The sequence below is a fragment of the Oerskovia enterophila genome (assembly GCF_044748475.1).
Lineage (GTDB): Bacteria > Actinomycetota > Actinomycetes > Actinomycetales > Cellulomonadaceae > Oerskovia > Oerskovia enterophila.
Genome location: NZ_JBIVFZ010000001.1, coordinates 973292 through 990496 on the forward strand (window position 1 = coordinate 973292; position 17205 = coordinate 990496).

The 17205-nt window shown below is 72.5% G+C and carries 16 protein-coding genes; 6 read left to right on the plus strand and 10 right to left on the minus strand.

What is annotated here, in order from left to right; genetic code table 11:
- The first annotated feature begins 118 nt into the window (after positions 1-118).
- A complete protein-coding gene (gene recA, locus ACIPWA_RS04275) occupies positions 119-1207 on the plus strand; it encodes a recombinase RecA (RefSeq protein ID WP_056648782.1) in 1089 nt (362 codons plus the stop codon).
- A 188-nt stretch (positions 1208-1395) separates the two neighbouring features.
- The gene (locus tag ACIPWA_RS04280; protein ID WP_400288299.1) at positions 1396-2106 is read left to right on the plus strand and encodes a regulatory protein RecX; all 711 of its coding nucleotides are present in this window, start codon (positions 1396-1398) and stop codon (positions 2104-2106) included.
- A gap of 129 nt (positions 2107-2235) precedes the next feature.
- On the opposite strand, the gene ACIPWA_RS04285 is transcribed toward ACIPWA_RS04280, so the two are convergent.
- The 4 genes from ACIPWA_RS04285 to ACIPWA_RS04300 all read right to left on the minus strand — a co-directional run bounded on the left by ACIPWA_RS04285 (position 2236) and on the right by ACIPWA_RS04300 (position 5859).
- Positions 2236-3144 (minus strand): amino acid ABC transporter permease, encoded by a 909-nt coding sequence (locus ACIPWA_RS04285; protein WP_056648784.1) that lies wholly within the window; start codon positions 3142-3144, stop codon positions 2236-2238.
- On the minus strand, positions 3141-3830 hold the full coding sequence (locus ACIPWA_RS04290) for an amino acid ABC transporter permease (RefSeq protein ID WP_030150550.1): 690 nt from the start codon (positions 3828-3830) through the stop codon (positions 3141-3143). Before ACIPWA_RS04290 ends, ACIPWA_RS04285 begins: the two co-directional genes overlap by 4 nt.
- 120 nt (positions 3831-3950) lie before the next feature.
- A complete protein-coding gene (locus ACIPWA_RS04295) occupies positions 3951-4814 on the minus strand; it encodes a glutamate ABC transporter substrate-binding protein (protein ID WP_056648785.1) in 864 nt (287 codons plus the stop codon).
- A gap of 211 nt (positions 4815-5025) precedes the next feature.
- Entirely contained in the window at positions 5026-5859 is an 834-nt protein-coding gene (locus tag ACIPWA_RS04300; protein WP_082618227.1) for an amino acid ABC transporter ATP-binding protein, read from the minus strand.
- Between the two features lie 137 nt (positions 5860-5996).
- On the opposite strand from ACIPWA_RS04300, the gene miaB reads away from it, so the two are divergent.
- On the plus strand, positions 5997-7670 hold the full coding sequence (gene miaB, locus ACIPWA_RS04305) for a tRNA (N6-isopentenyl adenosine(37)-C2)-methylthiotransferase MiaB (protein WP_400288301.1): 1674 nt from the start codon (positions 5997-5999) through the stop codon (positions 7668-7670).
- Between the two features lie 81 nt (positions 7671-7751).
- Here the strand turns inward: miaB and ACIPWA_RS04310 are convergent, their stop codons facing one another.
- Both ACIPWA_RS04310 and ACIPWA_RS04315 read right to left on the minus strand, forming a co-directional pair.
- The gene (locus ACIPWA_RS04310) at positions 7752-8255 is read right to left on the minus strand and encodes a type III secretion system chaperone family protein (RefSeq protein ID WP_082608722.1); all 504 of its coding nucleotides are present in this window, start codon (positions 8253-8255) and stop codon (positions 7752-7754) included.
- On the minus strand, positions 8252-8932 hold the full coding sequence (locus ACIPWA_RS04315; protein WP_400288303.1) for a type III secretion system chaperone family protein: 681 nt from the start codon (positions 8930-8932) through the stop codon (positions 8252-8254). The genes ACIPWA_RS04310 and ACIPWA_RS04315 overlap by 4 nt, the downstream gene beginning before the upstream one ends.
- 59 nt (positions 8933-8991) lie before the next feature.
- Between ACIPWA_RS04315 and ACIPWA_RS04320 the strand changes: the two genes are divergently transcribed.
- Complete coding sequence (locus ACIPWA_RS04320) at positions 8992-9618, plus strand: hypothetical protein (protein ID WP_400288305.1); 627 nt, start codon at positions 8992-8994, stop codon at positions 9616-9618.
- A 25-nt stretch (positions 9619-9643) separates the two neighbouring features.
- Here ACIPWA_RS04320 and ACIPWA_RS04325 read toward each other — a convergent pair whose 3' ends face one another.
- The 3 genes from ACIPWA_RS04325 to ACIPWA_RS04335 are packed head-to-tail and all read right to left on the minus strand — an operon-like array spanning position 9644 to position 14084.
- A complete protein-coding gene (locus ACIPWA_RS04325) occupies positions 9644-11677 on the minus strand; it encodes a hypothetical protein (RefSeq protein ID WP_400288307.1) in 2034 nt (677 codons plus the stop codon).
- A complete protein-coding gene (locus ACIPWA_RS04330) occupies positions 11674-13587 on the minus strand; it encodes an HSP90 family protein (protein ID WP_400288309.1) in 1914 nt (637 codons plus the stop codon). The genes ACIPWA_RS04325 and ACIPWA_RS04330 overlap by 4 nt, the downstream gene beginning before the upstream one ends.
- On the minus strand, positions 13584-14084 hold the full coding sequence (locus ACIPWA_RS04335; RefSeq protein WP_056648794.1) for a type III secretion system chaperone family protein: 501 nt from the start codon (positions 14082-14084) through the stop codon (positions 13584-13586). Before ACIPWA_RS04335 ends, ACIPWA_RS04330 begins: the two co-directional genes overlap by 4 nt.
- Before the next feature lie 205 nt (positions 14085-14289).
- Between ACIPWA_RS04335 and miaA the strand changes: the two genes are divergently transcribed.
- Together miaA and ACIPWA_RS04345 are read left to right on the plus strand one after the other, a co-directional pair.
- Positions 14290-15243 (plus strand): tRNA (adenosine(37)-N6)-dimethylallyltransferase MiaA, encoded by a 954-nt coding sequence (miaA, locus tag ACIPWA_RS04340; protein ID WP_400288310.1) that lies wholly within the window; start codon positions 14290-14292, stop codon positions 15241-15243.
- Complete coding sequence (locus tag ACIPWA_RS04345) at positions 15240-16232, plus strand: diaminopimelate epimerase (RefSeq protein ID WP_400288312.1); 993 nt, start codon at positions 15240-15242, stop codon at positions 16230-16232. Before miaA ends, ACIPWA_RS04345 begins: the two co-directional genes overlap by 4 nt.
- Before the next feature lie 93 nt (positions 16233-16325).
- Here ACIPWA_RS04345 and ACIPWA_RS04350 read toward each other — a convergent pair whose 3' ends face one another.
- Positions 16326-16988, minus strand: coding sequence for a class I SAM-dependent methyltransferase (locus tag ACIPWA_RS04350; RefSeq protein WP_056762011.1), 663 nt, complete (start codon positions 16986-16988; stop codon positions 16326-16328).
- Positions 16989-17205: the final 217 nt, after the last annotated feature.

Consider the following 17205-nt stretch of genomic DNA (forward strand, 5'->3'; position numbering starts at 1 on the left):
GGGGCGACGAGTGTCAGTGGCGGCACGTACCGTCGGGACACGACACAGGCTTCCTGAGGTCTTCGGCCTCGAACATACTTCGGCACGGTTCCGTGCCCCGCACGCAAAGGTGACCGACATGCCCGCACCCGCAGACCGCGAGAAGGCGCTCGAAGCCGCCCTCGCACAGATCGACCGCAACTTCGGCAAGGGATCGGTGATGCGCCTCGGCGACGAGGGTCGCGCGCCGGTCGAGGTCATCCCCACCGGGTCGATCGCCCTGGACATCGCGCTCGGCATCGGCGGCCTCCCGCGCGGCCGTGTCGTGGAGATCTACGGCCCCGAGTCCAGCGGCAAGACGACCGTCGCGCTCCACGCCGTGGCCAGCGCCCAGCGCGCGGGCGGCATCGCGGCGTTCATCGACGCCGAGCACGCGCTGGACCCCGAGTACGCGAAGAAGCTGGGCGTCGACACCGACGCGCTGCTCGTCTCGCAGCCGGACACGGGCGAGCAGGCCCTCGAGATCACGGACATGCTGATCCGCTCGGGCGCCATCGACATCATCGTCATCGACTCGGTCGCGGCGCTCGTGCCCAAGGCCGAGATCGAGGGCGAGATGGGTGACAGCCACGTCGGCCTCCAGGCCCGCCTCATGTCCCAGGCGCTGCGCAAGCTCACGGGTGCCCTGAGCCAGTCAGGCACCACCGCGATCTTCATCAACCAGCTCCGCGAGAAGATCGGCGTCTTCTTCGGGACCCCCGAGACCACGACCGGTGGCAAGGCCCTGAAGTTCTACGCCTCGATCCGCCTGGACATCCGCCGCATCGAGACCCTCAAGGAGGGCACGGACGCGGTCGGCAACCGCACGCGCGTCAAGGTCGTCAAGAACAAGATGGCCCCGCCCTTCAAGCAGGCCGAGTTCGACATCCTGTACGGCGTCGGCATCTCGCGCGAGGGCGGCCTGATCGACATGGGCGTCGAGCACGGCTTCGTGCGCAAGTCCGGGTCCTGGTTCACCTACGGCGGCGACCAGCTCGGACAGGGCAAGGAGAACGCACGCAGCTTCCTGCGCGACAACCCGGACCTCGCCAACGAGCTCGAGAAGCGCATCAAGGAGAAGCTCGGCGTCGGGGCCAAGGTCGACGCCCCCGCGGACGAGGTACCCGCGGTCGCTCCGGTCACCCCTGCGGCGGCCCCGGCCGGTAAGGGCAAGAAGGCCGTCCTCTGATCGTCGACGACCCGCTGGACCAGATGCCCGAGTGGGCGCGTCCCCTTCCCGGTGAGGAGGGGGACGCGCCCATCGGCGCCTCCGGCACGGCGGGCGACGTCTCCGGGGCAGCGGGCGGCACCCCGGACCGGAGGGGGTCCGTGGCCCGCAGCGGCAGCGCTCCGAGCCGAGGGAAGCCGACGCGGGGGGTGTCCGGGTTCGGCTCGTCCGGGCTCGGCGGTGGTAGGTCCAGCGGCAAGAGCAGCAGCTTCGGCAGCAGCGGGTTCGGTGAGCGGTCTGCGAGCCGAGGATCGAGCGCGACCCGGCGCCGCGACCACTCGGGGGAACGCAAGGAACGCAAGCCGCGTCCCACGATCGCCGACCGCGTGGAGTCGGGAGCCCTGGCCGGGGCCGAGCTCACCGAGCACGCCCGCGAAGCGATCCTCCGGACGCTCACGGCGGCCCCCAAGAGCCGCCGTCAGCTCATGGACGCCATGACCCGCAAGGGATACCCGTCCGAGGTCCTCGAACCGATCCTCGACCGTTTCGAGGAGGTCGGGCTGGTCGACGACGCCGAGTACGCCGGGATGATCGTCCGCACCCGCCACGGCGAGCGAGGCCTGTCCCGTCGGGCCATCGCACAGGAGCTGCGGCGCAAGGGCATCGACGACGAGACCGCGACGGGCGCCCTCGACCAGGTCGACGACGACGACGAGCACGACGCGGCTCGTGAGCTCGTCCAGCGGCGCCTGGCCAGGACCACCGGCCTCGACCGTGAGGTCCGCACCCGACGCGTCGTCGGGATGCTCGCCCGCAAGGGCTACAGCCCGGGGCTCGCGCTCACCCTGGTCCGCGAAGAGCTCGCCCGTGAGGGCGAGGAGGCGGACGACGAGCCCCACGGCGGGTTCGACGACCTCTGACGGCGAGCTCCGCCGTCGGGCCGCGGACCACTCCGCTCGCGCGGGACGTCGAGGTCGACGGACACGCAGCGGCCGTCCAGGGTCGTGGGACCCGGGACGGCCGCAGCGAGCCGATCACCTACGTGCCGGTCACTTCGGTGCAGGAGGTGCGGCCGGCGCAGTACCGACCGGAGCCGCCCCGCGCGCCCCGACCGCGAGACCGGGCGTCGCCGCCCGGACCGGGCCGGCGGTCCGACCTCGCAGGCGCCGCGCCAGGATCTCGGCGACCTTCGAGAGCACGTAGTTGATCGTGATGAACAGGATCGCCGCGATCAGCAGCGACTGCAGGATGTTGCCGTATGCGGATCCGAGACGACGCGACTCCTGGAGGAGCTCGGTGTACGTGATGATGTAGCCGAGCGCGGTGTCCTTGAGGACCACGACGAGCTGGGAAACCAGCGCCGGGAGCATCGCGATGAGCGCCTGCGGCACCTCGACCGACCGGAGCGACTGGCCCCGGGTGAGCCCGACCGCCAGAGCCGCCTCGCCCTGCCCCTTGGGCAGCCCGTAGACCCCCGAGCGGACCAGCTCGGCGACCACGGACCCGTTGTAGAGGATCAGGGCGATCACGACCGCCATGAACGGTGCGTCGGGCACCTTGAGCTGGGCCAGGAAGAGCCAGAAGAAGATCATCATGAGCAGGACCGGGACGGCCCGGAAGAACTCGACGACCAGGCCCGAGAGCCAGCGCACGGCCTTGACCGCCGACAGGCGCCCGATGCCGAAGAGCAGACCGAACACGATCGCCCCGACGATCGCGACGCCTGCCGCGCGCAGGGTGTCGAGCAGGCCCGGGAGGTAGAAGTTCTCCCAGGCGTCGGCCGTGAAGATCGGCTGCCACTTCTCCGCGGTGAGCTGGCCCTCGCGGCCCAGCAGCACCAGTGCGTAGGCCGCGATGCCCGCGACCACGATCGCCCCCACGACGTTGCCGATCAGGATGGTGCGCCGGCCCCGGGGCCCGGGGGCGTCGAACAGGACCGTCTGCTGCTGGGCGGTCATCGCTTCACCGCCAGACGGCGCGAGAGCGCGGTCGTCGCGAGCCCGACCGGGATCACGAGGATCACGTAGCCGATCGCGAACGTCAGGAAGATCGCGATGATGACGTCGGAGTCGAACTCGATCATGGTCTTCATGAGGCTGGAGGTCTCCGTCGCGACGCCGGCCGCGGCGGCGACGGTCGAATTCTTGATGAGGGCGATGAGCACGTTGCCGAGCGGGGCCACCGAGCCACGGAAGGCCTGGGGGAGGATCACGATCCGTGCCGCCGGCAGGAACGAGAGGCCTATTGCGCGGGCCGCCTCGGCCTGTCCGATCGGCACGGTGTTGACCCCGGAGCGGATCGCCTCGCACACGAACGCCGCGTGGTAGACCGCGAGGCCCAGCACCGCGAAGCGGAAGAAGTTGGACGGGAAGTCGTCGGCGAGCTGGATCTTGAGCTGGCCCCAGACCCCGAGCGTCAGGAACACCATGATGATCGTCAACGGCGTGTTGCGGAACAGCGTGACGTACGTGGCACCGGCCCACTGCAGGCTCGGGATCGGGGAGATCCGCATGAGCGCGAGCACCGTGCCGATGACGAGCGCCAGGATCGCCGCCCAGAACGTGAGCTGGATGTTGACCCAGAACGCGCCCAGGACGTCGTACGACTCGAAGAGCCGCAAGAACTGAGAGAGGTAGTCACCCACGACGGGTCACCCTTCACGAGGTGCGGCGCGGACGCCGCACGAGACCGGACCGGACGGGTGCTGCGCCGGGCGGGCGCGGCCCCAGGGGGCACGCGCTCACCCGGCGCAGCAGCGGACCTGTCAGGCGCAGGCGTCCGGCGTCGGCGGGTTCTCCGAGGCGTTCGGGGTGTACCCGGTGCCCTCGGTGTTGGTCGTGATGGCCTCCTCCCACGACCCGTCCTCGATCATCTCGGTGATCGCGGCGTTGATGTCCTCGCACTTGTCGCTGCTCTGCGGGATCCCGACGCCGTAGCGCTCGGTCGAGAACGGCGCCCCGACGACCTTGACCTTGCCCTTGTTCGCGGGCTGGGCCGCGAGGCCGGCCAGGATGATGTCGTCGGTGGTGACCGCGTCGACCTGACCCGAGAGCAGTGCCGTGACGCACTCGGCGTAGCCGGGCTGCTCGAGGAGCTGGACCCCGGCCGCGTACTCGTCCTTGATGCGCTGCGCGGAGGTGGACCCGGTGACCGAGCAGAGGTTCTTGCCCTCGAGGTCCTCGGGCCCCTTGATGTCGGTGTTGTCCTCGGCGACGAGCAGGTCCTGCCCGGCGACGAAGTACGGACCGGCGAACGCGACGGTCTCCTTGCGCTTGTCGGTGATCGAGTAGGTCGCGAAGATCATGTCGACCTGGTCGGTGCTCAGCAGCGTCTCGCGCTGGGCCGACGGAGCTTCCTTCCACTCGATCTGGTCCTCCGAGTAGCCGAGCTTCTCGGCGACGTAGCGGGCGACGTCCGTGTCGAACCCCGTGTACGTGTCGCCCTCCTTGAAGCCGAGACCCGGCTGGTCGAACTTGATGCCGATGGTGATCTTCTCGCCGCCGCCGTCGGACGTCGCGGCGTCGGTCTCGCCGCCCGAGTCGTCGGTGCCGCCGCTGCAGGCGCCGAGGATCAGGGCGGTGGCCGCGGTGAGGGCGAGGAGCCCTCCGGTTCGGGTACGTGCTCGCATGGTGTCTTCCCCTTCGTCGTGCCGAGCCGTCACGGGGGACCTGGTGGTCACCCGCTCCGTCCGGCTGGTTCGTGGCCGGTCGAGCTGTCGGTTCTTGCAGGTGGTCGCCGGACTCTTCGTCGAGGCCGGGATCCGTGGGGCGTGCTGTGCTGCGTGGGGAGGTGCTGGTCGGGGGCGGTGGGTCGGTGCTGGTGCTGTCGCTGCGGTGCGGTCAGTGGGTCAGGATCTTGGACAGGAAGTCCTGGGCGCGATGGCTCTGGGGGTTCGTGAAGAACTCCTCGGGCGGTGCCTCCTCGACGATCTGCCCGTCCGCCATGAAGACGACGCGGTGCGCCGCCTTGCGCGCGAAGCCCATCTCGTGGGTCACGACGATCATGGTCATGCCCTCCTTGGCCAGCGCGACCATGACGTCGAGGACCTCGTTGATCATCTCGGGGTCCAGCGCCGAGGTGGGCTCGTCGAAGAGCATGACCTTGGGGTGCATGGCCAGCGCCCGGGCGATCGCCACGCGCTGCTGCTGCCCGCCCGAGAGCTGGGCCGGCATCTTGTCGGCCTGGTTCCCGATCCCGACGCGGTCCAGCAGGGCCAGCGCCTCCTTCTTGGCGTCCGCGGACTTCATGCGACGGACCTTGAGCGGGCCGAGCGTCACGTTGTCGAGGATCGTCTTGTGGGCGAAGAGGTTGAACGACTGGAAGACCATCCCGACGTCCGACCGGAGACGGGCGAGCGCCTTGCCCTCCTCGGGGAGAGGCTCGCCGTCGATCACGATGGTGCCCGTGTCGATCGTCTCGAGCCGGTTGATGGCCCGGCACAGCGTCGACTTCCCCGAGCCCGAGGGGCCGATCACGACGAGCACCTCTCCGCGTCGCACCGTGAGGTCCACGTCCTTGAGGACGTGGAGGTCGCCGAAGTGCTTGTTCACCCCGCGGAGCTCGACGAGCGGTGCGCCGAGCTCGTCGTCACGGGACGCCCCGGCGGGCGCGGACAGGGGCGTGGTGGGCGACGCGTCGGCAGCGTCGCTCGGGGTGTTCGGTTGCGCGTCCATTTCATGAACCTAGGGGGGATTTGTTGCGCACGCCACTGTTTCCGGCAACAGTTCGGCAACAGAAGGGCAACAGATGCCCGGCGGCCGGAGAACCAGCGTTTCGGCCGGGTGCTCGCGGCGCCGTACCCTTGACGGTGATGTTCTCCACCGCCCTGCGCCCCGATGACAGCCCCGTAGCGGGTCCCTCCGACGCGCCCGAGGCGGCCGCGCCGCGGACCTACATGGTCCGCACCCTGGGTTGCCAGATGAACGTGCACGACTCCGAGCACATGGCCGGCATGCTCGAGCAGGCCGGCTACACCCGCGCGGAGGCCGCCGACGAGGCCGCGCACCGCGCGGACGTCGTCGTCATCAACACGTGCGCGGTCCGTGAGAACGCGGCCACGCGCCTGTACGGGAACCTCGGGCAGCTCGCGTCGATCAAGGCCAAGCGGCCCGGCATGCAGATCGCGGTCGGGGGCTGCCTCGCGCAGAAGGACCGGTCTGGCATCGTCGAGAAGGCCCCCTGGGTCGACGTCGTGTTCGGCACGCACAACCTCGACGCCCTGCCCGTCCTGCTCGAGCGTGCCCGGCACAACGAGGCCGCGCAGGTCGAGATCGCCGAGTCCCTCCAGGTCTTCCCCTCGACGCTGCCCACCAAGCGAGAGTCGGTCTACGCCGGCTGGGTGTCGATCAGCGTCGGGTGCAACAACACGTGCACGTTCTGCATCGTGCCGCACCTGCGCGGCAAGGAGCGCGACCGGCGCCCGGGGCAGGTCCTGGCCGAGGTCCAGGCGCTCGTCGACCAGGGTGCGATCGAGGTGACCCTGCTGGGCCAGAACGTCAACAGCTACGGCGTCGAGTTCGGCGACCGTGGGGCGTTCGCCAAGCTGCTGCGTGCGTGCGGGGAGATCGAGGGCCTCGAGCGCGTGCGCTTCACGTCCCCCCACCCCGCGGCCTTCACGGACGACGTGATCGCGGCCATGGCCGAGACCCCCAACGTCATGCCGCAGCTGCACATGCCCCTCCAGGCCGGGTCGGACCGCATCCTGCGGGCCATGCGCCGCTCCTACCGGTCGGAGAAGTTCCTGGGGATCCTCGACCGCGTGCGCGAGGCCATGCCCGACGCGTCGATCACGGCCGACCTCATCGTGGGCTTCCCGGGCGAGACCGAGGAGGACTTCGCCGAGACGCTGCGCGTCGTCGAGGCCTCCCGGTTCTCGTCGGCCTTCACGTTCCAGTACTCCCAGCGACCGGGGACCCCGGCCGCGACGTTGCCGGACCAGCTGCCCAAGGAGGTCGTCCAGGAGCGCTACGAACGGCTCCAGGCGCTCCAGGACCGGGTCAGCGCCGAGGAGTCCGCACGCCAGGTCGGGCGCACGGTCGAGGTGCTCGTGACCGAGGGGTCGGGCCGCAAGGACGGCGCGACGCACCGCCTGACGGGCCGTGCGGCGGACAACCGTCTGGTGCACCTGGCCGTGCCCGACGACGTCGTGACCCTCATGGCCGGTCGTGCGGACGGCGACGCCCTGGCCGACGACCCGCGCCTGGCCGACGACCTGGACCCGCGCCTGCCCCGACCCGGGGACATGGTGACCGTCGAGGTCACCCGGTCGGCTCCGTACCACCTGGTCGCCGACTCGGCCGTCGCCGGGGCCACGGGCATCGGTGGGACCGGCACGTACTCGGTGCGCCGCACGCGCTCGGGCGACGCCTGGGTCGCGCGCGAGAAGACGCGGCTGGGGGGCGGCGACGACCACGAGCACTCGCACGGGGCGCCTGCCGCCGGTGGCCCGGTCAGCCTGGGACTGCCGACCCTGCGACGTCCCTGAGCAGGTGTGCGGGCTCGTCGTCGGACGGGCCCGCACGCGAAGGTCCACGCCTCAGGACCCCGCGCCCCGCCGGAGATCGCCTCAGACCGGCGGAAGCTGGCCGCCGATCGTGTTGAACAGCTGGACCGCGGTCCCGAGCCCGCACGAGACGACCTGACCGAGCTGGTCGTCGGTCGCTCCTCGTTCGAGGTCGACCGAGACCTCGGCGTACAGCGCCAGCCCCTGGCTCTCCTCGCGGACGTAGACCTTGGGCCAGATGCGTTCGCGGTTCCAGTCGTTGACGGCCTGGAGAACGGCGAGGCGTGAGGTGACGGGCAGGGTCGTCGACCAGCGCCCGCGGACCTGGAGGATCTCCTGGTGCTCGCCGAGCAGCAGGAACCAGAACCGGTTGCCGTCCCAGGTCCCGGTGACGTCGCCGTCGTCGTCGATGCGGAAGTGGTAGCCGCGCCGCGAGAGGTAGTCGCCGATGCGTCGTGTCGACAGGGGGGTGGGGAGCTCGACGTCGATCGGCACGTCGTCCACCGGCTTGGGCCGGTGGTTGCCGAACAGGCGCGCGAGCCAGCTGGTGCGGGGGGTGGGGCTCATGGTGCCGACCTCGCAGGGTCCGGATAGAACTCGTCGAGCGCGTCGAAGAACATGGACCCGGTCGACAGGCCGCACTGGAGCAGCTGGTCGAGCTGGTCGTCGTTGACGCCGTGCTCGAGGTCCACCGTGACCTCGGTGAAGACGTGGACCATGCCGTTGTCGCGCACGCGCGTGTAGGCCTTGGGCCAGATGCGGTCGGCGTTCCACTCGTTGCAGAACTCGAGGATCTCCTCGAGCCGCTCGATCGTGATGTCCCTGTTCCACTGGCCGCGCACCTGCAGGATCTCCTGATGCGTGCCGAAGAGCAGGAAGTAGAAGAGCCGCCCGTGCCACAGCCCGCCGACGTCGTCCTCGGCGTCGATGAAGTAGCTGTACCCGGAGTCGGCGATCCACTCGAGCACGCGCCCGCGGCGCAGGGGCGTGGGGATCTGGTCGTGGTCGATGTCGGCGATCATGGTCCCACCGAGCTCACGGAGCAGGAGGCTCTCGACCGAGGCGTGGAGCGCCGCGTCGTCGAGCGACGGTGCGGCCGTGCCGTCAGGTCCTGCGGGGGCGCCCTCGTCCGGGCCGCTGTCGCCGCCCTGTCCGTCCGCGTCGCCCTGTCCCGACCGGTCGCCCGGCTCGGGACGGTCCCCTCGTTCGGAATGGTGTCCCCGTCTGCCGCCGAAGAACCTCATGGGCCCACCCTACCTGCGCCCGGCGCGGATCGTCCTGCCCGCGGGGTAGCGTGGCGCGCGTGATCGTCCGTGCCGTCGCCCTGCCTGGAACCCCCCTCCTCGTCCCCGGTGTCGCCGGGAGCGCCGTGGTGCTCGCGGACACGCGTGGCCACGTGCTCGGTGCGCTCCGGGACCTCGCCGCGCACGTGGACCGGGTGGTCGTGGTGGTCGTCGCGGCCCGCGGGACGGCAGGTCGTCGCGGCGTCCTGCGTCCGGCGCTCGAGGCGGTCGGCGTCGAGCCGCGCTGGTGGGGTTGGGCGCCCGCCCCGGGCACGCAGGGGCTGCCCGCCGCCGGGCTCGCCGGGTCGGTCGGGCTGCTGGCGCTCGCGGCTGCGGGATGTGACGGGCCGGTCGAGGTCGTCGAGCTCGATGCCGGCCGCCCTGCGGGCGAGGCCGGCCGCCTGGTGCGTGCGCTCGCGCAGGAGCCCGGTGCCGGCCTCGTGGTGGTGACGAGCACCTCGCCCGACGCCGCCGCTCGCGCGGGGGGACCGGCGGCGGACGCTCCCGGCACGGCCCGAGAGATCGAGCGCGAGGTGCTCGGCGCCCTGGGCGACGCGTTCGAGGAGGTCGTCGAGCGGTCGGTGGGGGAGTACGAGCACCGCACGTACGAGGTCGTGAGGTTCGTCGGCGCCCCGGCCGGTCGGTGAGTCGCCGACCGGCCGGGAGCGCTTGCTAGCGCTCGCTCAACGTCGCCGCGACCTGCGCGGCGGCGTCCTCGCGGCCCAGTCGGTGCAGGATCGCGACGAGCTCGTTGCCCACGCTCGCCCGCGACCGCTGGTCGCGCGCGAGCCGGAACCCGTCGACCGCCGACTCGAGCACGTCGACGGCGCCCTCCGGGTCGCCCGCCTCCGCGCGCGTGGTCCCGGCGAGCCAGAACGCGTGCGCGGCCCCCGGGAGGTCACCGGCCCGGGCGTACTCCTCGGCGACGGCCTCGGCTGCTGCCGACGCCTGCTCGTGCTCGCCCGTCGAGGCGAGCAGCCGGGCCCGGGTGTCCGAGAGCTCACGGCGCTCGCGGGACCTGGCGTCCGCGCGAGACGACGGCTCGTCGCCCGTTCCGTCGAGGCCACCGGGCTCGTGGCCGGCCGCACCCGCACCTCCGGCCGCGGCGCCGAAGGGGCCGCCCAGGTCCCCGAGCTCCTTCTCGACCGCGACCAGACCCGCGAGCGGGTCTCCCGCGCGGGCCGACGACCGGGCGAAGGCCCGCGCGACCTGGCCCCTGAACTCCGGCCCGACCCCGCCCGCGCGCAGCAGGGCCACGGCGCGCGGGAACGCGGTCAGCGCCCCGTCGAGGTCCTGCTCGAGAGCGGCGATCTGCGCGGCCTCCGCCAGGGCGAAGCCGGCGTCGGCCAGCAGCCCCTGGGCCTCGAACGTCGCCGCTGCCTGCTGGTACAGCAGCGCCGCAGACGCCGGGTCCGTCGCTGCTGCCTCGCTCGCGCGGGCGACGAGCTCGGGGCCCGTGGCGCCTCCGCCCGTGCGCGCCGTAGCGGCCGAGGCGGTGCTCGCGGTCGGTGCGCCGCCCGGCCCGGGCTCCCCGACGCCCACGGGCGCGGCGTCGTCGGGCACTGCCCGGCCCGTCACGGGGGCCGGTGATGCCGCGCCCGAAGGAGCAGTCAGCACGCTCAGGCTCACGGGCAGGACGGTCGGGATGCTCGCCCACACCGTCTCGGTCCGCCGCGTCGCGGTGTCCGTGCCGTTGCGCGCGTCGAAGGCCGCCGCGAGCTCGAGCGCCTGCGAACGGATCCAGGCGTCGAGCCCCGCGACCGTCGATGCCGGGACCTCGCGCAGCGCGAGGCTCCGGTCCCCGTGCTCGCGCGCCAGCAGCGCGGTCGCGGTCCCGACGCTGAGCAGGAACGACCACCGGTCCCGCGGGGAGTCGGCGGACAGCAGGTTGTCCTGCTGCTCCACGAGGCGACCGATCGCCCGCTCGGCGTTGCCCGTCCGCGCCAGGAACTCGATGTGCCGTCCCTGGGGGCCGGTCATCGCCACGCCGTTGTCGAGGTGCCGCAGACCTCGGCGGTGGGTGGTCGCGGCCTTGTCCGCTCGCCCCTGCTCGAGGTAGGCGAGCTGGAGGTGGGAGAGCATGTCGCCCGGCTCGGTGGCGCACTCGGGCGACCCGGCCAGCACGGTCTCGAGGAGGCGGACCCCCTCGTCGGTGCGACCGACGTCGAACAGGTAGGCGGCACGGTCCCCGGGCTCGCAGGCCTCGCACTGGGAGAAGTCGTCGCGCGGCGTGGCGACCCACGCCTCGTACGCGGCCGCGACGGCCTGCGTCCCGCGCGAACGCTCCCACTGGAAGCGGGACATGGTCACGGCGTTCATGCCGTTGCCCGCGACCGCGTACCGGCGCTCCATGTCGTCGAGCGTGCGGTCGATCTGCGCGGCCGGGACGGCCGGGAAGTCCATGAGGTTGCCGACCATCCACTTGAACGACCAGAACAGCGAGTGCGCGTCCTGCTCGTCGAAGTGCTCGGGGTGCTCGTCCCACCACCGCAGGAGCTGGGTGAACGGCAGGTAGGCCTTGGTGACCTCGTTGCCCCACACGTAGGACTCGACGAGGACGAACAGCGCGTAGGCACGAGCCTCGACCGGGCCGTTCGCCGTGATCTCGTCGAGCTCGCCGGCCGCCGCGGTGCTCCGGGCGATCCCGTAGGGCAGTTCGCGGATGCGGGACAGGGCTGCGTTGGCCTCGTGGACCGAGCGGGTCATCGGTTCTCCTCCAGGGGGGTGGTGCCGGGGCGCAGCGCGCGGTCGAGCAGGACCGCGAGCGAACCGTTCATGAGGGTCGCCTCGGAGGACCGCAGGGGTCGTCCGGACAGGAGCAGGGCCGTGACGTAGAGCGACTGGGCCCCCGCCTCACGGACCTGCGGGTCCGTGGTCGCGAGGAGGGAACGGACCGTGTCGTTGGTGTCGTTGAGCACGAGCTGGCGCGAGCGCGCAGGCCCCGAGAGCTCGGCGAGCACCTGGCCCCAGAGGTCGTCGGCGGCCTCGACCGTCGCCCGGGCCTCGCGCTCGTGGTCGCCGTCGCGGTCGTGCAGGAGCATCGCGGGCAGCACCGAGGGCTCGTAGGCCCGGACGATCACCTCGCAGTCCTGGGGCGCGAGCGCGGCGTCGATCGCCTGCACCGTGCCGGCGATCTCGAGCTCGCGCAGCGGGTCGACCTCCAGCAGCGCCTGGGACACGTCGCTCGAGGTCACGGGCGACAGTCGCCACCGGGGGAAGCGGTTCGAGATGCGCTCGAGCAGGTCCGCGTCGTAGACGTACCCGCCGTTGACGAGCCCGAGCCCCTGGGCCGCGGCGACCGGCGCGACCCGCCGGAACTCCTCGACGCTGGGGGTCCACAGCAGGCGCGCGCCCTCGGGGAGCGCCGCCTGCAGGTCCGTGAGCGTGCCCGTGCCCTCGGTCGTCTCGAACGGGAGCACCCGGGCCGCGAGGTCCAGCATGTCGTCGTCCTGGAGCGCGAGGGCGCGGACCGCGAGGTGGTGCACCCGCAGGAACGCGCGGCCCGCGGGGGAGTCCTCGGCGAGCGTGGCCAGCGCCCACGCCCGGACCTGGGCTCCGAGGGCCTCTCGCGTCGCGAGCAGGACCTCGTCCTCGTAGAGCCCCTCGCGCGACGCGGTGGGGCGCAGCGCCGAGGCGTCGAGCACGCAGCGCACGAAGAACGCCCAGGGCGGCAGCAGGTCGTCGACCTTGGTGCCCAGGAGCATGCGCTTGAGATACACGCGATGGCTCGAGGGGGTAGTCGGTGACACCGCGGCGGGCAGGACGTACGCGACCCCGCTCAGACCCGCGACGGGGATGTCGAGGTCGATCCGGGCGAGAGGGGTGAACCCGAGCGTCTGCTCGGCGTAGCGCGTGAGGGCCGCGTCGCGCTCGGCAGGGGTGGCGTGCCGCTCCTTCCATGGCAGCTCGCGGCCGCTGAGGCGCCGCCAGACCGTGCGCGCGTCCCCGTCGACGGCTGACGGGCCCCGCGGACCCGGCGTGCCGTCGTCGAGGTCGAGGCGGACCTCGACCTGGAGGTCCACGGGCAGCAGCGACCCGAAGTCCTGGGCGAGGGCCGTGACGGTCGCCGGGGCGAGCCAGTGCTCCATGTCGCGGCGTGGGCGCAGGCGGACGATGCTCCCGGGCTCGGCAGGGACCGTGGGGTCGTCCGCCGCGACCTCGGTCAGCTCGTAGCTGCCGTCCGCGAACCCGCGCCAGCGCACCGGGGCCGGAGCCTCGCCGTCGGGCAGGGAGCGCGCCGAGCGCGACGTGAGCTCGATCTCGTCGGCGACCATGAACGCGGACAGGAGTCCGATCCCGAACTGGCCCAGGAACTCCTCGCGGCCCGTGCCGAGCTCGACGTCGCGCTTGGAGCTGCGACCGATCGTGGCCAGCAGCTCACCGGCCTCGGCGAGCGTCAGCCCCACCCCGGAGTCGGCGACCTCGAGCCCGCCGTCGGGCAGCGGCCGGAGCCGGATCGTCGCGGGCGCGTCCTCGCCCGCGAGCCCGCGCCGCGCGGTGATGGCGTCCACGCCGTTCTGCAGGAGCTCGCGGAGGTAGACGCGGGGGCTCGAGTACAGGTGACGTGCCAGGAGGTCGACGACCCCGTGCAGGTCGACCTGGAACGTGCTCGTCAAAGCGGGCGGTCCTCGACGTAGACGTTCGCGTCCGCGGGCCCGGCGTCCGGGGCAGGGAAGCGCTCGTCGAGCTGCTCGAAGAACTGGAGGCCGGAGAACAGACCGCACTCGACGAGCTGCCCGAGCTGGTCGTCCGCGACACCGAACTCGAGGTCCGTCGAGACCTCGGCGTAGACGCCGAGCTGGTCCCCCTCGACGCGCGAGTAGACCTTGGGCCAGATCTTGCTCTGGTTGACCTCGTTGGCGAGCAGCGCCACCTGCGCCTGGTCGGCGGCCGAGAGCGTGCGGCTCCACCGGCCGCGGACCTGCAGGATCTCGTCCTTGGTCCCCATCACGAAGAAGTAGAAGACGTTGCCGTCCCAGCTGCCGCCCAGGTCGCCGTCGTCGTCGATGCCGTAGTTCCAGCCCTTGCTCGTGAGGATCGCCTCGATGCGGTCCCGCGAGAGCGGTGCGTTCGCGGGCGGAAGGGTCTCGTCCGGCTTGGAGAAGAAGCTCATGTCTCGATTCCTCGTCGTCTCGTGGGGCGCGCAGGGCAGCGCGGGGCGGAGCGTGACGTACCGGTCTGCCGGTGGCCACCCGAGGAGCCTACGCAGGTCCACCCACACAGGGACAGGGGCGACACAAGGGGCAGCCCGCCTGCGCGGAGCCCTGCCCCGAGCCGGGGCGGGGCACCGGGGCTCGCCCGCCGGGTACGGTTCTCAGATGCTCATCGTCGCCGTCGTCGGCCCCACCGCGACCGGGAAGTCGGACCTCGCCCTCGACCTCGCCCAGGCCCTCACCCCTGCCGAGGTCGTCAACGCCGACGCCTACCAGCTCTACCGCGGCATGGACGTGGGGACCGCGAAGGTCCCGGTCGCCGAGCGTCGCGGGATCGTCCACCACCAGCTCGACGTGCTGGACCCCCGCGAGGACGCCTCGGTCGCCGACTACCAGGCCTCGGCCCGCGCGGACCTCGACGCGATCGACGCCCGGGGCGCTCGCGCGGTCGTCGTCGGCGGCTCGGGCCTCTACGTACGGGCACTGCTCGACGAGATGAACTTCCCGGGCACCGACCCGGACGTCCGCGCGCGCCTCGAGGAGCGCGCCGAGCGCGAGGGAGCACGGGCCCTGCACGCCGAGCTCGCGCGGCTCGACCCCGGCGCCGCGACGTCGATCGGCCCTGCGAACACGCGCCGCATCGTGCGGGCGCTCGAGGTCATCGAGATCACGGGCGAACCGTTCACCGCGAACCTCCCGCGCCAGGAGTACGTGCGCCCCGCGGTCCAGATCGGTCTCGACTGCGACCGCGAGACGCTCGACGCCCGCGTGGCCGGTCGGGTCGAGCGCATGTGGGAGCAGGGACTGCTCGACGAGGTCCGTGCGCTCGCGCCGCACCTGGGCCGCACCGCAGAGCGCGCGGTCGGCTACGCCGAGGTCCTGGCTCACCTGCGCGGGGAGTTCACGGCCGACGAGGCCCGCGAGCAGATCACCGCGAACACGCGCCGGCTGGCCCGCAAGCAGATGGGCTGGTTCGGTCGTGACCCGCGCGTGCACTGGCTCGACGCGCAGTCGCCCACGCTCCTGGCCGACGCCCTGGAGATCGTCCGCGCGGGCGACGACGGCACCCTGGACACGCGCACGGACGAGCGTCCGACGCGCCGTAGTCTGGGCTCATGAGCCTGCCGCCGCCCCGTCCGACGACCCGCTTCGCCAAGGGCCACGGGACCCGCAACGACTTCGTCCTGCTCGCAGACCTCGAGGGGAGCCGAGACCTCGATGCCGAGCAGGTCCGGGCGCTCGCGGACCGCCGCGCGGGCATCGGCGGTGACGGGGTGATCCGGCTGGTCCCCACGGCCTACGTGCCGGAGTCCGCGGCGGTCCTCGCCGAGGACCCCGAGGCGATCTGGTTCATGGACTACCGCAACGCGGACGGCTCGATCGCCGAGATGTGCGGCAACGGGGTGCGCGTCTTCGCGGCCTTCGCCGAGCGCCTGGGGCTCGTGGACCTCACGCCCGCGCCGACCGCGACCGACGACGCGGGGTCCACCGACGGCTCGGCGACCTCCACGGCTCCGCGGGTGCTCGCCGTGGGCACGCGCGCCGGGGTCAAGTACGTGCGCAAGGAGGCCGGCGGGTGGTACGCGGTCGACATGGGCCCCTGGTTCCTGCCGGGCGGGCGCACGGCCCTCGACGAGGGCTTCGACGCCGAGGTCGCGGTCAAGGGCTGGGAGGTCGCCCGGCCCGCGCTGAGCGTCGACCTGGGCAACCCGCAAACGGTGCTCGCGCTGCCGCACGAGGCCGAGCTCGAGGCCGCCGACCTGTCCGAGGTCCCCGTGGTCTCGCCGCTGCCCCCGCACGGTACGAACGTCGAGCTCGTCGTGCCCCTCGGCGAGGAGGTCTCGGTCGACGGGACCGTCGTCGGGCGCCTGCGCATGCGCGTGCACGAGCGCGGCGTGGGCGAGACCGAGTCCTGCGGCACGGGCGCGTGCGCCGCGGCGCTCGCGGTCCGGGCATGGGGAGGCCCGCAGTCTCCCGACGTGTGGCTGGTCGACGTGCCGGGGGGCACGGTGCGCGTGACGGCCCTCGAGGGCGGCCGCGTCGAGCTGGCCGGTCCTGCGGAGATCGTGTTCGGGGGAGAGATCGACCTGGCGGCGTTCGGGCGCTGACCGCACCCAGGGGCCCGACGGCGGAGCGCCCCCGCGCGCTCGGCGCGCGTCGGGCGCGGGACCCGTCGGCAGGGCGGACGGCGGCGTGCAGGCTCAGCCCGCGCGCGTGACCTCGAGGACGCGGAACCCCTTGGCGCTCGCGAGCTTGCTCACCGACAGGTCGTCGTCGAGGTGCTCGTCCAGCCACGCCATGAGGGAGTCGGCGCCCAGGTTGCGCTGCACCACGAGGTAGGCCTCGGTGCCGGGCTCGAGGCGCGGCAGCCAGTGCAGCAGCATGTCGTGCAGCACCTCCTTGCCGACCCGGATGGGCGGGTTGGACCAGATCGCGGCGAACCGGACGTCCTCGGGGACGTCCTCGGGGCGGACCGCGCGCACGTTCTCCAGGCCCAGGCGGGCGGCGTTGCGCCGCACCAGGTCGAGCGCCCGCTCGTTGACGTCGACCGCCCACACGGTCGCGCCGGGCGACTCGATCGCCATGCTCAGGGCGACCGGGCCCCAGCCGCAGCCCAGGTCGAGGAGGTGCGCGGCGCCGTCGGGCCCGGACGCAGCGGGCGGGAGGTCCGGGACGGACCGCAGGAGGACCTGGGTCCCCAGGTCCAGGCGGCCCGGGGAGAAGATGCCCGACGCGACCTCGACCGTGACCTCGCGTCCCGCGAGCCGGACCGTGAGCTCCCGACGTTCCTCGGCGGACGCGGGCTGCGCCGTGAAGTAGTGGTCCGGGGAGGGCTCGGGCGTCGCGTCAGGGGTGGTCGTCACGAGGGTCGATCCTATCGGGAGACCCGCCCGGGACCGTCCCGTGCGGACGGTTCACCCCGCTGCGCAGGGCGTGAGAGGCTGCGCTCGCGGCGAATAGGTTCGCGTCGGGACGATCCGACGTGCCACGCTTGTTGTACGACATGCCGACCGGAACGTCTTCCGGACGACGTCGACCGGCCCAGGTCACACGGACCCGGGGCCCGGACCCTCAGCTGAA

Coding starts and splice junctions, on each gene's coding strand:
- recA (WP_056648782.1), top strand. CDS start 119: ATGCCCGCACCCGCAGACCGCGAGAAGGCGCTCGAAGCCGCCCTCGCA.
- ACIPWA_RS04285 (WP_056648784.1), bottom strand. CDS start 3,144: ATGACCGCCCAGCAGCAGACGGTCCTGTTCGACGCCCCCGGGCCCCGG.
- ACIPWA_RS04295 (WP_056648785.1), bottom strand. CDS start 4,814: ATGCGAGCACGTACCCGAACCGGAGGGCTCCTCGCCCTCACCGCGGCC.
- ACIPWA_RS04300 (WP_082618227.1), bottom strand. CDS start 5,859: ATGGACGCGCAACCGAACACCCCGAGCGACGCTGCCGACGCGTCGCCC.
- miaB (WP_400288301.1), top strand. CDS start 5,997: ATGTTCTCCACCGCCCTGCGCCCCGATGACAGCCCCGTAGCGGGTCCC.
- ACIPWA_RS04310 (WP_082608722.1), bottom strand. CDS start 8,255: ATGAGCCCCACCCCCCGCACCAGCTGGCTCGCGCGCCTGTTCGGCAAC.
- ACIPWA_RS04315 (WP_400288303.1), bottom strand. CDS start 8,932: ATGAGGTTCTTCGGCGGCAGACGGGGACACCATTCCGAACGAGGGGAC.
- ACIPWA_RS04325 (WP_400288307.1), bottom strand. CDS start 11,677: ATGACCCGCTCGGTCCACGAGGCCAACGCAGCCCTGTCCCGCATCCGC.
- ACIPWA_RS04335 (WP_056648794.1), bottom strand. CDS start 14,084: ATGAGCTTCTTCTCCAAGCCGGACGAGACCCTTCCGCCCGCGAACGCA.
- miaA (WP_400288310.1), top strand. CDS start 14,290: ATGCTCATCGTCGCCGTCGTCGGCCCCACCGCGACCGGGAAGTCGGAC.
- ACIPWA_RS04345 (WP_400288312.1), top strand. CDS start 15,240: ATGAGCCTGCCGCCGCCCCGTCCGACGACCCGCTTCGCCAAGGGCCAC.